Origin of the sequence: Serinicoccus kebangsaanensis (assembly GCF_008919445.1) — a bacterium.
Classification (GTDB): Bacteria; Actinomycetota; Actinomycetes; order Actinomycetales; family Dermatophilaceae; genus Ornithinicoccus; species Ornithinicoccus kebangsaanensis.
In genome coordinates this window covers 111,420-125,556 of sequence record NZ_VSLG01000009.1, presented here as the reverse complement: position 1 = coordinate 125,556, position 14,137 = coordinate 111,420, and the positions used below count along the sequence as shown (strand labels likewise).

At 68.2% G+C, this 14,137-nt stretch carries 12 protein-coding genes; all 12 read right to left on the bottom strand.

Annotation, left to right across the window (positions count from 1 at the left end; translation table 11 throughout):
- Positions 1-11: 11 nt before the first annotated feature.
- Positions 12-848 (bottom strand): 50S ribosomal protein L2, encoded by an 837-nt coding sequence (rplB, locus tag FXF60_RS10975; RefSeq protein WP_151526007.1) that lies wholly within the window; start codon positions 846-848, stop codon positions 12-14.
- A gap of 35 nt (positions 849-883) precedes the next feature.
- Entirely contained in the window at positions 884-1,189 is a 306-nt protein-coding gene (rplW, locus tag FXF60_RS10970) for a 50S ribosomal protein L23 (protein WP_022925294.1), read from the bottom strand.
- Positions 1,186-1,836, bottom strand: a complete 651-nt coding sequence (gene rplD, locus FXF60_RS10965; protein ID WP_151526006.1) for a 50S ribosomal protein L4 — start codon at positions 1,834-1,836, stop codon at positions 1,186-1,188. Before rplD ends, rplW begins: the two co-directional genes overlap by 4 nt.
- A 7-nt stretch (positions 1,837-1,843) precedes the next feature.
- On the bottom strand, positions 1,844-2,515 hold the full coding sequence (rplC, locus tag FXF60_RS10960) for a 50S ribosomal protein L3 (RefSeq protein ID WP_192796704.1): 672 nt from the start codon (positions 2,513-2,515) through the stop codon (positions 1,844-1,846).
- Between the two features lie 11 nt (positions 2,516-2,526).
- A complete protein-coding gene (rpsJ, locus tag FXF60_RS10955; RefSeq protein WP_006946210.1) occupies positions 2,527-2,835 on the bottom strand; it encodes a 30S ribosomal protein S10 in 309 nt (102 codons plus the stop codon).
- Positions 2,836-3,162: 327 nt separating this feature from the next.
- On the bottom strand, positions 3,163-3,804 hold the full coding sequence (locus FXF60_RS10950) for a histone deacetylase (RefSeq protein WP_151526004.1): 642 nt from the start codon (positions 3,802-3,804) through the stop codon (positions 3,163-3,165).
- A gap of 103 nt (positions 3,805-3,907) precedes the next feature.
- A complete protein-coding gene (locus tag FXF60_RS10945; RefSeq protein WP_202879614.1) occupies positions 3,908-5,305 on the bottom strand; it encodes a dicarboxylate/amino acid:cation symporter in 1,398 nt (465 codons plus the stop codon).
- A 182-nt stretch (positions 5,306-5,487) separates the two neighbouring features.
- On the bottom strand, positions 5,488-6,681 hold the full coding sequence (gene tuf, locus FXF60_RS10940) for an elongation factor Tu (RefSeq protein ID WP_151526003.1): 1,194 nt from the start codon (positions 6,679-6,681) through the stop codon (positions 5,488-5,490).
- A gap of 114 nt (positions 6,682-6,795) precedes the next feature.
- Entirely contained in the window at positions 6,796-8,898 is a 2,103-nt protein-coding gene (gene fusA / locus FXF60_RS10935; protein ID WP_151526002.1) for an elongation factor G, read from the bottom strand.
- Positions 8,899-8,952: 54 nt separating this feature from the next.
- A complete protein-coding gene (gene rpsG / locus FXF60_RS10930) occupies positions 8,953-9,423 on the bottom strand; it encodes a 30S ribosomal protein S7 (protein ID WP_151526001.1) in 471 nt (156 codons plus the stop codon).
- Complete coding sequence (gene rpsL / locus FXF60_RS10925; protein ID WP_151526000.1) at positions 9,423-9,797, bottom strand: 30S ribosomal protein S12; 375 nt, start codon at positions 9,795-9,797, stop codon at positions 9,423-9,425. Before rpsL ends, rpsG begins: the two co-directional genes overlap by 1 nt.
- Before the next feature lie 381 nt (positions 9,798-10,178).
- A complete protein-coding gene (locus FXF60_RS10920; RefSeq protein WP_151525999.1) occupies positions 10,179-14,105 on the bottom strand; it encodes a DNA-directed RNA polymerase subunit beta' in 3,927 nt (1,308 codons plus the stop codon).
- Positions 14,106-14,137 lie beyond the last annotated feature (32 nt).

The following is a 14,137-nucleotide window of genomic DNA, read 5'->3' as shown; positions in this document are numbered from 1 at the left end:
TGCTCCTAAACTCAGCGCTTCTTGCCGGTCCGGCGACGGCGCACGATCAGCTTGTCGCTGGGCTTGTTGGGCTTGCGGGTACGACCCTCGGGCTGACCCCACGGGCTGACCGGGTGACGGCCACCGGAGGTCCGGCCCTCTCCACCACCGTGGGGGTGGTCGACCGGGTTCATGACGACACCGCGGACGGTCGGGCGCTTGCCCTTCCACCGCATCCGGCCGGCCTTGCCCCAGCTGATGTTGCTCTGCTCGGCGTTGCCGACCTCGCCGACGGTCGCGCGGCAGCGCGCGTCGACGTTGCGGATCTCGCCGGAGGGCATCCGGAGCTGGGCCATCGACCCTTCCTTGGCGACCAGCTGGACGCGGGCGCCGGCGGACCGGGCGATCTTGGCCCCGCCACCCGGGCGCAGCTCGATCGCGTGGATGACCGTACCGACCGGGATGTTGCGCAGCGGCAGGTTGTTGCCGGGCTTGATGTCCGCGGACGGGCCGTTCTCGACGGTGTCACCCTGCTTGAGCCGGTTCGGCGCGATGATGTAGCGCTTCTCGCCGTCGGTGTAGTGCAGCAGCGCGATCCGGGCGGTGCGGTTCGGGTCGTACTCGATATGCGCGACCTTGGCGTTCACGCCGTCCTTGTCGGCCCGACGGAAGTCGACCACCCGGTAGGCGCGCTTGTGCCCGCCACCGATGTGCCGGGTCGTGATGCGACCCGACGCGTTGCGGCCACCCGTCTTGGACAGGGGCTTGACCAGCGACTTCTCCGGCGTCGACCGGGTCACCTCGACGAAGTCGGCCACGCTCGAGCCGCGGCGGCCCGGCGTTGTCGGCTTGTACTTGCGAATAGCCATTCTCGAAAGTCCTCTAGCTTCTTCCTCTTCCGGCCCTACAGCGTGCCGAAGATGTCGATGGAGCCCTCACGGAGCGTGACGATGGCCCGCTTGGTGTCCTTGCGCCGGCCCATGCCGAAGCGGGTCCGGCGGGCCTTGCCCTGGCGGTTCATCGTGTGGACCGAGGAGACCTTGACGTCGAAGATCGACTCGACGGCCTTCTTGATCTCGGACTTGTTCGCGCGCGGGTCCACCAGGAAGGTGTACTTGCCCTGGTCGAGCAGCGCGTACGACTTCTCCGACACCACGGGCGAGAGCAGGATGTCGCGCGGGTCCTTCTGGGTGCTGAATGCAGTGCTCACTTGGTCTCCTCGGCAGTCGCGGCGGGCACGCCGGAGATGAAGGTGTCCAGGGCGGCCTGGGTGAAGACCACGTCGTCGGCGCACAGCACGTCGTAGGTGTTGAGCTGGTCGACGAACAGCACGTGCACGTCGGGCATGTTGCGCACGCTGCGCAGCCCGACCTCGTCCGCGCGGTCCAGGACCACGAGGAAGTTCGGCCGGTCGGACAGCGCCTGCAGCGCGGTGCGCGCCGTCCGGGTCGACGGGGTCTGGCCCTCGACCAGCCCGGACAGCACGTGGATGCGGCCGTGACGAGCCCGGTCCGAGAGGGCACCGCGCAGCGCGGCGGCCTTCATCTTCTTGGGCGTCTTCTGGGCGTAGCTGCGCGGCTGCGGCCCGTGGACCGTGCCACCGCCGGCGAACTGCGGCGCCCGGGTCGAGCCCTGACGCGCGCGACCGGTGCCCTTCTGACGGTAGGGCTTGCGGCCACCGCCGCGGACGTCACCGCGGGTCTTGGTGGCGTGCGTGCCCTGGCGGGCGGCAGCCAGCTGGGCCACGACGACCTGGTGGATCAGGGGGACGTTGGTCTGCACGTCGAACAGCTCGGCGGGCAGGTCCACGGTCCCGGCGTCGCCACCGGCGGGCTTGGTGATGGTGATGGTGGTCATGGCTGGTTCACGCACCCTTCGCGGCCGTGCGCACGAGGACGACTCCGCCGCGGGGGCCGGGGACGGCGCCCTTGATCAGCAGCAGACCCTTCTCGGCGTCCACGGCGTGGACGGTCAGGTTCGGGGTGGTCTGACGCTCGCCGCCCATGCGGCCGGCCATGCGCAGACCCTTGAAGACGCGGCCCGGGGTGGCGCAGCCACCGATGGACCCCGGCTTGCGGTGGTTGCGGTGCGCACCGTGCGACGCGCCCACACCGGAGAAGCCGTGGCGCTTCATGACGCCGGCGAAGCCCTTGCCCTTGGTGGTGCCGGTCACGTCCACCTTCTGGCCGCCCTCGAAGGTCTCGGCGGTGATCTCCTGGCCGAGCTCGTAGTCGGCGGCGTCGGCGGTGCGCAGCTCCGCGACGTGGCGACGCGGGGTCACGCCCGCCTTGGCGAAGTGGCCCTTGAGCGGCTGCGTCACCTTGCGCGGGTCGATCGCGCCGAAGGCGATCTGGACCGCGTCGTAGCCGTCGGTCTCGACGGCGCGGACCTGGGTGACGACGGCCGGGCCGGCCTTGATGACCGTGACCGGGACGAGACGGTTCTCGGCGTCCCAGACCTGGGTCATGCCGAGCTTCTCACCGAGCACGCCCTTCACGGTGCGCGCCGTGGTCGATGCAGTAGTCGCAGTAGTCATCGTGGTCACACTCACAGCTTGATCTCGATGTTGACGTCCGCCGGGAGGTCGAGACGCATCAAGGAGTCGACCGCCTTGGGAGTGGGGTCGACGATGTCGATCAGCCGCTTGTGGGTGCGCATCTCGAAGTGCTCGCGGCTGTCCTTGTACTTGTGCGGCGACCGGATGACGCAGAAGACGTTCTTCTCCGTCGGGAGCGGCACCGGGCCGACCACCGTGGCGCCAGCACGGGTCACCGTGTCAACGATCTTGCGCGCCGAGCTGTCGATGACCTCGTGGTCGTACGACTTCAGCCGGATGCGGATCTTCTGTCCCGCCATCGCTTGTCTGACTCTCTCTCGTCGTCCGTCTGGAACATTCGGGGTCCGGCTGCGGCCTGGCACCTCCACCGACCCCCGCGGTCGGGCGTGTCGCGCCTCCCGCGGACGCGACCCAACGATCTGTCGATCTCTACGGGCGGTGTCCGTGCCCGACGTCTGTGCCGCCGGGGCTTGCGCTGCCGTCGCCCGCACACTCGGGTGCGTGCTGGACGGCCGGCGACGCACACATGGGTGTGCGCCGCGCGTCAAGCAACCTGTCTAGTGTGCCATGAAGCGCGCCAGCACCTCAAATCGGTGGCGGGCCCGTCGATCCGGGCGACCGGCGACCTACCGGAGCAGATCGGTGAGCTCCTCGCTCGTCCACGACTCGGCCACCGGGGAGCACCGGCGGAGGTAGGTGACCACGGCGTCCGGGGCCAGGTCGTGGGCGTCGGCCAGCCCGGCCGCGATGGTCCGCAGGTAGGCCGGGGCCGGGGGATTCTCGGGCAGGTCGCCCGGGCGGTCGGCGGTGAACGTGAGGACCGGCCGTCCGTCGAGGTCGCCCACGTGGTGCACCGTCTCGTAGCGCCCCGGGCCGTAGGCGTGGCGCCCGGCACTCAGCGCCGGCGCGAGGTCCAGCGCCTGCCCGGGGGCCCGGCGCATCTCCTGGGCGACGACGTCCGCGAACTGCTCACCGGTCAGGAGGTAGGCCCGGGCGAGCACCACGCCCTCGCTCGCGTCACCCTCCCCCTCTCCCTCCTCACCGGGACCGTGTGCCTCGTAGAACGCGATGCCGCCACCCCACGTGGGTGAGTCCCAGCCGAAGCGCAGGCGCCCGGGAAGACGGTAGGGAGCCTCGGCGCGAGGATCTGAGGGATCCCTGGCCCCGGCGTGGGTCCGGCGGGCTCCGTCGGGCTGCCCGCCCTGGAGATAGCGGAGAAAGCGGTCCCGGTGCAGGTTCGAGCCGTAGGCGGCGTACCAGACGAGCATGGCACCATCCTCGGGCACCGGGGTGCCGTCACCGACGGGCACCCCCGTCGCCGCCCTCACGACCGAGGGGATGCGCAGACCCGACCTCGGTGCGGGGACGGGCTCAGCTGCGGGCGCGCTGCGCGCCGGCCCGCTCCTCCGCGTCCGGCACCCCGTCGTCGTCGAGGTCGTCCAGGTCGACGTCGGAGATGTCGAACTCGCCCGCCGTCGGGTCGTTGAAGATGTCGGTGTCCATCTCGCCCTCGCTCTTGGCGACGGCGGTGCTGACCATGGCGTCGCCGGTGACGTTGACGGCGGTGCGGATCATGTCCATCAGCCGGTCCACGCCGATGATGATCGCGATGCCCTCGACCGGCAGACCGACCTGGTTGAGCACCATGGTGAGCATGATCAGACCCACCCCGGGCACACCCGCGGTGCCGATCGAGGCGAGCACCGCCATACCGATGACCGTGAGGTATCCGCCGAGCCCCAGGTCGATGCCGTACACGTTGGCGATGAAGACCGTCGCGACACCCTGCATGATGGCGGTGCCGTCCATGTTGATGGTCGCACCGAAGGGGACCGTGAAGGAGGCGACTCCGCGGTCGACACCCATCCGCTGGTTCACCGCACGCATGGTCACCGGGATGGTGGCGTTGGACGACGCGGTCGAGAAGGCGAAGAGCTGCACGGCCCGCATCTTGCGCAGGAACATCGTGGGGCTGAGCCGGGTGAACAGCCAGAACAGCACGAGGATCGTCACGAACAGGTGGAAGAAGAGCGCCCCCACCAGCGTCACGACGTAGGAGGCCAGCGGGACGAAGAGGTCGTACCCCTCGCGGGCGAAGGCCCGGGTCAGCAGGGCGAAGACGCCGATCGGCGCGAACATCATGACGATCGTGACGACCTTCATCATCAGCTCGTTCATGTACTCGCAGGCCTTGAGGAAGCCCGCCGACCGCTCCCCCAGCATCAGCGCCGCGATGCCGACGATGATGACGTAGAAGATGATCTGCAGCATGTCGCCCTCGGCGAACGCCGCGATGGGGTTGCCGGGGATGATCGAGGCCAGGGTCTCCCAGAAGGTCTCGTCGTTGGCGGCGCCCTCCATGCCGCTCGTGTCCACCCCGGACATGTCGAAGCCCTTGCCCGGACCGATGACCAGGGCCAGCAGGATCGCCGTGGTGATCGCCAGGGCGGTCGTGCCGACGTAGAGCGCGAAGGCCTTGCCCCCGACCCGGCCGAGCAGCTTGATGTCGCCGATCCCGGCCACCCCGGTGATCAGCGAGAAGACCACCAGCGGCACGACCAGCATCTGCAGCAGCCGCACGAAGCCGTCGGCGACCAGGCTGAGGATGCCCTCGATGATGTGGTCGTTGACCCACCCGATGCCCGCGACGCTGTTGAGCAGACTGCCCACGACTGCTCCGGCCACCAGGGCGATGGTGATCTGGGTGGTGAGCGACATCCGGTTCTTGGACGGCGTCTCCGGTGCCTGTGACTCGGTCGTCGATGCCATGGTGGGACCCTTCACCTTCACGCCCCGCTCCCCGCGAGCGGTGGACTGGCTAAAGGTAGCCCCGTGGGTGCCGCGACGGCAAGCACCCCTGGCGCGCGGGTCGGGTGCCGCCGGACAGGCACGAACCCCCGCCACCGAGCTGGTGACGGGGGTCCGGCTGCCGTGCGGCGGGGGTCAGATGCTCACTTGAGGATCTTGGTGACCCGGCCGGCACCGACGGTGCGGCCGCCCTCGCGGATGTTGAACATCAGGCCCTCCTCCATGGCGATCGGCTGGATCAGCTCGACCGTCATGTCGGTGTTGTCGCCGGGCATGACCATCTCGGTGCCCTCGGGCAGGTGCACCACACCGGTGACGTCCGTGGTCCGGAAGTAGAACTGCGGACGGTAGTTGTCGTAGAACGGCGTGTGCCGGCCACCCTCGTCCTTGGACAGGATGTAGGCCTGCGCCTCGAACTCGGTGTGCGGGGTGATCGAACCCGGCTTGACGATGACCTGGCCGCGCTCGACGTCCTCGCGCTTGGTGCCGCGGAGCAGCAGGCCGACGTTCTCGCCCGCACGACCCTCGTCGAGCAGCTTGCGGAACATCTCGATGCCGGTGACCGTGGTCTTCGAGGACTGCTCGCGGATACCCACGATCTCGATCTCCTCGTTGACCTTGAGGATGCCGCGCTCGATACGACCGGTGACGACGGTGCCACGACCGGTGATCGTGAAGACGTCCTCGACGGGCATCATGAACGGCTTGTCCAGGTCACGCTGCGGCTCCGGGATGTACTCGTCCACGGTGTCCATCAGCTCGAGGACGGTGTTGGCCCACTCCTCGTCGCCCTCCAGCGCCTTGAGCGCGGAGACCTTGACGACGGGCAGGTCGTCACCCGGGAACTCGTAGGAGGACAGCAGCTCGCGGACCTCCATCTCGACGAGCTCCATGATCTCCTCGTCGTCGACCATGTCGGCCTTGTTCAGCGCCACGACGATGTAGGGGACGCCGACCTGGCGGGCCAGGAGGACGTGCTCCTTGGTCTGCGGCATCGGGCCGTCGGTGGCGGCGACCACGAGGATCGCACCGTCCATCTGGGCCGCGCCGGTGATCATGTTCTTGACGTAGTCGGCGTGACCGGGGCAGTCGACGTGGGCGTAGTGACGCTTCTCCGTCTGGTACTCGATGTGCGCGATCGAGATCGTGATCCCGCGCTGCTTCTCCTCGGGCGCCTTGTCGATGGAGTCGAAGGGCGACGCCTGGTTCAACTCCGGGTACTTGTCGTGCAGCACCTTGGAGATGGCAGCCGTGAGGGTGGTCTTGCCGTGGTCGATGTGACCGATGGTGCCGATGTTGACGTGCGGCTTGCTCCGCTCGAACTTGGCCTTCGCCACTTGCGTGTCCTCCTGTTGGACTCGGGATGTGCAATCGTCACCGGCTGGGTGCCGGGGGCGACATCTGGGATGGGTGTTGCTCGGTCCATCACTCCGCGGACGGAGTGAGCGGGCTCACTCGCCGCGGACCTTCTTGATGATCTCCTCGGCCACGTTCTTGGGAACTTCGGCGTAGGAGTCGAACTGCATCGTGTAGTTGGCACGACCCTGGGTCCGGGACCTGAGGTCACCAACGTACCCGAACATCTCGGACAGCGGGACCACGGCCTTGACGACCTTGGCACCAGAGATGTCCTCCATGGACTGGATCTGACCGCGGCGGGAGTTGAGGTCGCCGATGACGTCCCCCATGTAGTCCTCCGGGGTCCGGACCTCGACGGCCATCATCGGCTCGAGCAGCACCGGGTTGGCGCGCCGAGCGGCCTCCTTGAAGGCCATCGAGCCGGCGATCTTGAACGCCATCTCCGAGGAGTCGACGTCGTGGTAGGCCCCGTCGAGCAGGGTCGCCTTGATGCCGACCACCGGGTAGCCGGCCTGGATGCCGACCTGCATGGCGTCCTGGATGCCCTGGTCCACCGAGGGGATGTACTCCTTGGGCACGCGCCCACCCGTCACCGAGTTGGAGAACTCGTAGAGCTCGCCCTCGGCGGTGTCCAGCGGCTCGAAGGTCAGCTGCACCTTGGCGAACTGGCCCGAGCCACCGGTCTGCTTCTTGTGGGTGTAGTCGTACTTCTCCACGACCTTCTTGATGGTCTCGCGGTAGGCGACCTGCGGGGCGCCCACGTTGGCCTCGACCTTGAACTCACGCTTCATCCGGTCGACGAAGACGTCCAGGTGCAGCTCGCCCATCCCGCCGATGACGGTCTGGCCGGTCTCCTCGTCCAGCCGCACCGTGAAGGTCGGGTCCTCCTGGACCAGCTTCTGGATCGCGGTCGACAGCTTCTCCTGGTCGCCCTTGGTCTTGGGCTCGATGGCCACGTGGATGACCGGCTCGGGGAAGCTCATGGACTCCAGCACGATGTGCTGGTTCATGTCCGACAGGGTGTCGCCGGTGGTGGTGTCCTTGAGGCCGATCATCGCGTAGATGTGGCCCGCCGAGGCGCTGCCCACCGGGTTCTCCTTGTTGGAGTGCATCTGGAACAGCTTGCCGATGCGCTCCTTCTTGCCCTTGGTCGCGTTGTAGACGGGCTGACCGGCGTCGATCTTGCCCGAGTAGACGCGCACGTAGGTCAGCGTGCCGAAGAACGGGTGGGTGGCGACCTTGAACGCCAGGCCGGAGAACGGCTCGGCGGCGTCCGGCTTGCGGGTCAGCTCGACGCTCTCGTCGCTCGGGTCGTGGCCGATCATCGGCGGCACGTCCAGCGGCGAGGGCAGGTAGGAGATGACCGCGTCCAGCATCGGCTGGACACCCTTGTTCTTGAAGGCGGAGCCGCACAGGACGGGGTACGCCTGGGAGGTCACGGTCATCGCGCGGATGCCGGCGACCAGCTCCTCCTCGGTGAGCTCACCGTCCTCGAGGTACTTCTCCATCAGCTCGTCGGTCGCCTCGGCGACCTGCTCGACCAGCTGCTCGCGGTACTCCTCGGCCTTGGCCTGCATGTCGGCCGGGATCTCCTCGACCGTGTAGTCCTCGCCCTTCTCGACCTCGCCGCGCCACGTGAGCGCGCGCATCTTGATCAGGTCGACGACACCGATGAAGTCGCTCTCGGCACCGATCGGGAGCTGGACGACCAGCGGGGTCGCACCCAGGCGGTCCTTGATGGTCTGCACGGTGAAGTAGAAGTCGGCACCGAGCTTGTCCATCTTGTTGACGAAGCAGACGCGGGGCACGTCGTACTTGTCCGCCTGACGCCACACCGTCTCGGACTGCGGCTCCACACCCTCCTTGCCGTCGAACACCGCGACGGCACCGTCGAGCACGCGCAGCGAACGCTCCACCTCGACGGTGAAGTCGACGTGCCCGGGGGTGTCGATGATGTTGATCTGGGTGTCCTTCCAGAAGCAGGTCGTCGCGGCGGACGTGATCGTGATGCCGCGCTCCTGCTCCTGCTCCATCCAGTCCATCGTCGACGCACCGTCGTGCGTCTCACCGATCTTGTAGTTGATACCGGTGTAGAACAGGATCCGCTCGGTGGTCGTCGTCTTGCCGGCATCGATATGCGCCATGATGCCGATGTTGCGGACCTTGTTGAGGTCCGTGAGGACGTCGAGTGCCACAGTCTCTCTTCTCTGGTCGGGTCTTCGTCAGGTCGTGGTGAACCGCGGTCGGGATTACCAGCGGTAGTGGGCGAACGCCTTGTTGGCGTCGGCCATCTTGTGCGTGTCCTCGCGGCGCTTGACCGCGGCACCGAGGCCGTTGCTGGCGTCGAGGATCTCGTTCATGAGGCGCTCGGTCATCGTCTTCTCGCGGCGCTGCCGCGAGTAGCCGACCAGCCAGCGCAGGGCCAGCGTGGTGCTGCGACCCGGCTTGACCTCGACCGGGACCTGGTAGGTCGCGCCACCGACGCGGCGGGACTTGACCTCCAGGGCCGGCTTGACGTTGTCCAGCGCGCGCTTGAGCGTCTGCACCGGGTCCGTGCCGGTCTTGGCCCGGCAGCCCTCCAGGGCGCCGTAGACGATGCGCTCGGCGGTCGCCTTCTTGCCGTCCAGCAGGATCTTGTTGACCAGCTGGGTGACCAGGGTCGAGCCGTAGACGGGGTCGTTGATGAGGGGGCGCTTCGGAGCGGGGCCCTTACGAGGCATTACTTCTTCTCCTTCTTCGCGCCGTAGCGGGAACGGGCCTGGTTGCGGCCCTTGACGCCCTGGGTGTCCAGGGACCCGCGGATGATCTTGTAGCGGACACCGGGCAGGTCCTTCACCCGGCCACCGCGGACGAGCACGATGGAGTGCTCCTGCAGGTTGTGGCCCACGCCCGGGATGTAGGCCGTGACCTCGACGCCGCTGGTGAGCCGCACGCGGGCGACCTTGCGCAGGGCGGAGTTCGGCTTCTTGGGGGTGGTGGTGTAGACGCGGGTGCAGACGCCACGGCGCTGCGGGTTGCCCTTGAGCGCCGGGGAGTTGGTCTTCTTGACCTTGTCCTGCCGGCCCTTGCGGACAAGCTGGTTGATCGTAGGCACTGATGCTCTTCTCAGTCGTGATGGTCTTCGTTCGCCGCGCGGACGTCCGTCCCCGCAGGTCACGCTCCTAGGGTTGGGCCTGCCCTCCGCACCCGAGGTCGGGCGTGTCGGACACGCTGCTCTCCCCTGCACTTCCCGACCGGCCCGCCGCAGGCGCTGACGCGCCGCACGAGGGACCGGGCGGACTGCCCGGCGAGAGGTGGTTGCAGGCACGAGAACCTGCGCGCGCGCAGGGCCTAGCCCGCACACGACTCTCCAGACTACCGGTTGCGGGGGTGCTCGGACAAATCGTCACACCCGGCAGACGCCGCAGGGGCGGGTATGCCGTGGGCTCGGCATACCCGCCCCTGATCGGTGCCTGTGGTCAGGCCGGACGCCGGCTCAGTAGCGCGGCTCGTCCATCGGGACGTCGTCGAGGCGGACCGCCTCGCCGCTGCCCTGACCGAACGTGCCGGCGTAGTCGAAGTCCTCGTAGTCCGGGACGGCGTAGGCCGCGGCCTTGGCCTCCTCGGTGGGCTCCACCGTGAGGTTGCGGTAGCGGGCCAGGCCGGTGCCGGCCGGGATCAGCTTGCCCAGGATGACGTTCTCCTTCAGGCCCAGCAGCGGGTCGCTCTTGGCCTCCATCGCAGCCTCGGTGAGGACGCGCGTGGTCTCCTGGAACGACGCCGCCGACATCCACGAGTCGGTGGCCAACGAGGCCTTGGTTATACCCATCAGCTCGGGACGGCCCGAGGCGGGACGACCGCCCTCGGAGACGACCCGCCGGTTCTCCGTCTCGAAGCGCCCGCGCTCGGCGAGCGTGCCCGGCAGCAGCTCGGTGTCGCCGGCCTCGATGATCGTGACCCGGCGCAGCATCTGCCGCACGATGACCTCGATGTGCTTGTCGTGGATCGACACACCCTGCTGGCGGTAGACGCCCTGCACCTGGTCGACCAGGTGCTGCTGGGTGGCACGCGGGCCGAGGATGCGCAGGACCTGCTTCGGGTCGATGGCACCGACCACCAGCTGGGTCCCGACCTCGACGTGGTCACCGTCGGCGACCAGCAGGCGCGCCCGCTTGGTCACCGGGTAGGCGTGCTCGTCCGACCCGTCGTCCGGCGTGAGCAGGAGGCGGCGGGCCTTGTCGGTGTCCTCGATCTGGATCCGACCCGTGGCCTCCGCGATCGGTGCCACACCCTTGGGCGTGCGCGCCTCGAAGAGCTCCTGCACACGGGGCAGACCCTGGGTGATGTCGTCACCGGCCACACCACCGGTGTGGAAGGTCCGCATCGTCAGCTGGGTGCCGGGCTCACCGATGGACTGCGCGGCGATGATGCCGACGGCCTCACCGATGTCGACCAGCTTGCCGGTGGCCAGCGACCGGCCGTAGCACCGGGCGCAGGTGCCGACGAGCGACTCGCAGGTCAGGACCGAGCGGACCTTGACCTCCTCGACGCCGGCGGCCACGAGCTTGTCGATCACCACGTCGCCGAGGTCGATGCCGGCCTCCGCCAGCACCTGGCCGTCGACCTCCACGTCGGAGGCGAGGGTCCGGGCATACACCGCGGTCTCGACGTCGTCGTGCTCGCGCAGCCCGCCCTCGGCGTTCGCCTGGGCGATCGGCATGACGAAGCCACGGTCGGTGCCGCAGTCGTCCTCGCGGATGATGACGTCCTGGCTGACGTCGACCAGACGCCGGGTCAGGTAGCCCGAGTCGGCGGTCCGCAGCGCGGTGTCCGCCAGACCCTTGCGGGCACCGTGCGTGGAGATGAAGAACTCCAGCACCGACAGGCCCTCACGGAAGTTGGACTTGATCGGACGCGGGATGATCTCACCCTTCGGGTTGGCCATGAGGCCACGCATCCCCGCGATCTGCCGCAGCTGGAACCAGTTGCCCCGGGCGCCCGAGGTCACCATCCGGTAGATGGTGTTGTCCTTGGGCATCGAGGTCTCCAGCTCCTTGGCGACCTCGTTGGTGGCCTGGGTCCAGATCTCGATGAGCTCCTGACGGCGCTCGTCGTCGGTGATCAGACCACGCTCGTACTGCAGCTGGACCTTGCCCGCCTTCTCCTCGTAGGAGGACAGGATCTCGGTCTTGCGCTCCGGCGTCTGCACGTCCGAGACCGCCACCGTGGTGCCCGAGCGGGTCGCCCAGTGGTAGCCGGCGTCCTTGAGCGAGTCCAGGCTCGCCGCCACCTGCACCTTGGTGTAGCGCTCCGCCAGGTCGTTGACGATCCCGGAGAGGCGCTTCTTGTCCACCACCTCGTCGACGTAGGCGTAGTTCGGCGGCAGCGCGTCGTTGAACAGCGCCCGGCCGAGCGTGGTCTCCATGACGAAGGTGTCGACCACGCCGTCCTCGGTCACCGAGGCACCCTCGGGCAGCTCGAAGCCCTCCGGGGGTGCGGTCTGGTTCAGCCGCAGCCGGATCGGGCTCCCCAGCTCGATCTGGCCGGCGTCGAAGGCCATCCGCGCCTCGGCGACGGAGCCGAAGCTGCGCAGGTGCTGCTCGCCGTCCTCGTCGACCAGGTAGGCCGAGCCGGCCTCGCCGCGGGAGCTCTCCGAGGTCAGGTGGAACAGGCCGATGATCATGTCCTGGGTGGGCATGGTCACCGGTCGACCGTCGGCCGGCTTGAGGATGTTGTTCGAGCTCAGCATGAGAATCCGCGCCTCGGCCTGGGCCTCGGCCGACAGCGGCACGTGGACCGCCATCTGGTCACCGTCGAAGTCGGCGTTGAAGGCGGTGCAGACCAGCGGGTGGATCTGGATCGCCTTGCCCTCGACCAGCTGCGGCTCGAACGCCTGGATGCCCAGACGGTGCAGGGTGGGTGCGCGGTTGAGCAGCACCGGGTGGTCGGTGATGACCTCCTCCAGCACGTCCCACACGACCGAGCGCCCACGCTCGACCATGCGCTTGGCGGACTTGATGTTCTGCGCGTGGTCCAGGTCGACCAGACGCTTCATCACGAACGGCTTGAACAGCTCCAGCGCCATCTGCTTGGGCAGGCCGCACTGGTGCAGGCGCAGCTGCGGGCCGACGACGATGACCGAACGGCCGGAGTAGTCGACGCGCTTGCCGAGCAGGTTCTGCCGGAAGCGGCCCTGCTTGCCCTTGAGCATGTCGGACAGCGACTTCAGCGGTCGGTTGCCCGGGCCGGTGACGGCGCGGCCGCGGCGGCCGTTGTCGAAGAGGCTGTCGACGGCCTCCTGCAGCATCCGCTTCTCGTTGTTGACGATGATCTCCGGCGCGCCCAGGTCCAGCAGCCGCTTGAGGCGGTTGTTGCGGTTGATGACGCGGCGGTAGAGGTCGTTCAGGTCGGACGTGGCGAACCGGCCACCGTCGAGCTGCACCATCGGGCGCAGGTCCGGCGGGATGACCGGCACGCAGTCGAGCACCATGCCGGCCGGCTCGTTCTTGGTCTGCAGGAAGCTGGTGACCACCTTGAGCCGCTTGATGGCACGGGTCTTGCGCTGACCCTTGCCGGTGGCGATGGTCTCGCGGAGGGACTCGGCCTCGGCGTCCAGGTCGAAGTTCTCCAGCCGCTTCTGCAGCGCGGCCGCGCCCATCCCACCCTCGAAGTACATGCCGAACCGGTCACGCATCTCGCGGTAGAGGATCTCGTCACCCTCCAGGTCCTGGACCTTGAGGTTCTTGAAGCGGTCCCAGACCTGCTCCAGGCGCTCCACCTGGGCGTCGGCCCGGCGGCGGATCTGGTTCATCTCGCGCTCGGCGCCGTCCTTGACCTTGCGCTTGGCGTCGGACTTGGCGCCCTCCGCCTCCAGCTCGGCGAGGTCGGTCTCGAGCTTCTTGGCCCGCTCCTCGACGTCGGCGTCGCGACGGTTCTCCAGCGCCTTCTTCTCGGTCTGGATCTGCGCCTCGAGGCTGGGGAGGTCCTGGTGACGGCCCTCCTCGTCGACGGAGGTGATCATGTAGGCCGCGAAGTAGATGACCTTCTCCAGGTCCTTCGGCGCCAGGTCGAGCAGGTAGCCCAGGCGCGAGGGAACGCCCTTGAAGTACCAGATGTGGGTGACCGGTGCGGCCAGCTCGATGTGGCCCATCCGCTCACGCCGCACACCGGCGCGGGTCACCTCGACGCCGCAGCGCTCGCAGATGATGCCCTTGAAGCGGACCCGCTTGTACTTGCCGCAGTAGCACTCCCAGTCCCGGGTCGGGCCGAAGATCTTCTCGCAGAAGAGGCCGTCCTTCTCGGGCTTGAGGGTGCGGTAGTTGATGGTCTCCGGCTTCTTGACCTCGCCGTGGGACCAGGCGCGGATGTCGTCGGCCGTGGCCAGGCCGATCCGCAGCTCGTCGAAGAAGTTGACGTCGAGCACGTGATTCCTTCTCTCGTGATCTCGTGAGAATC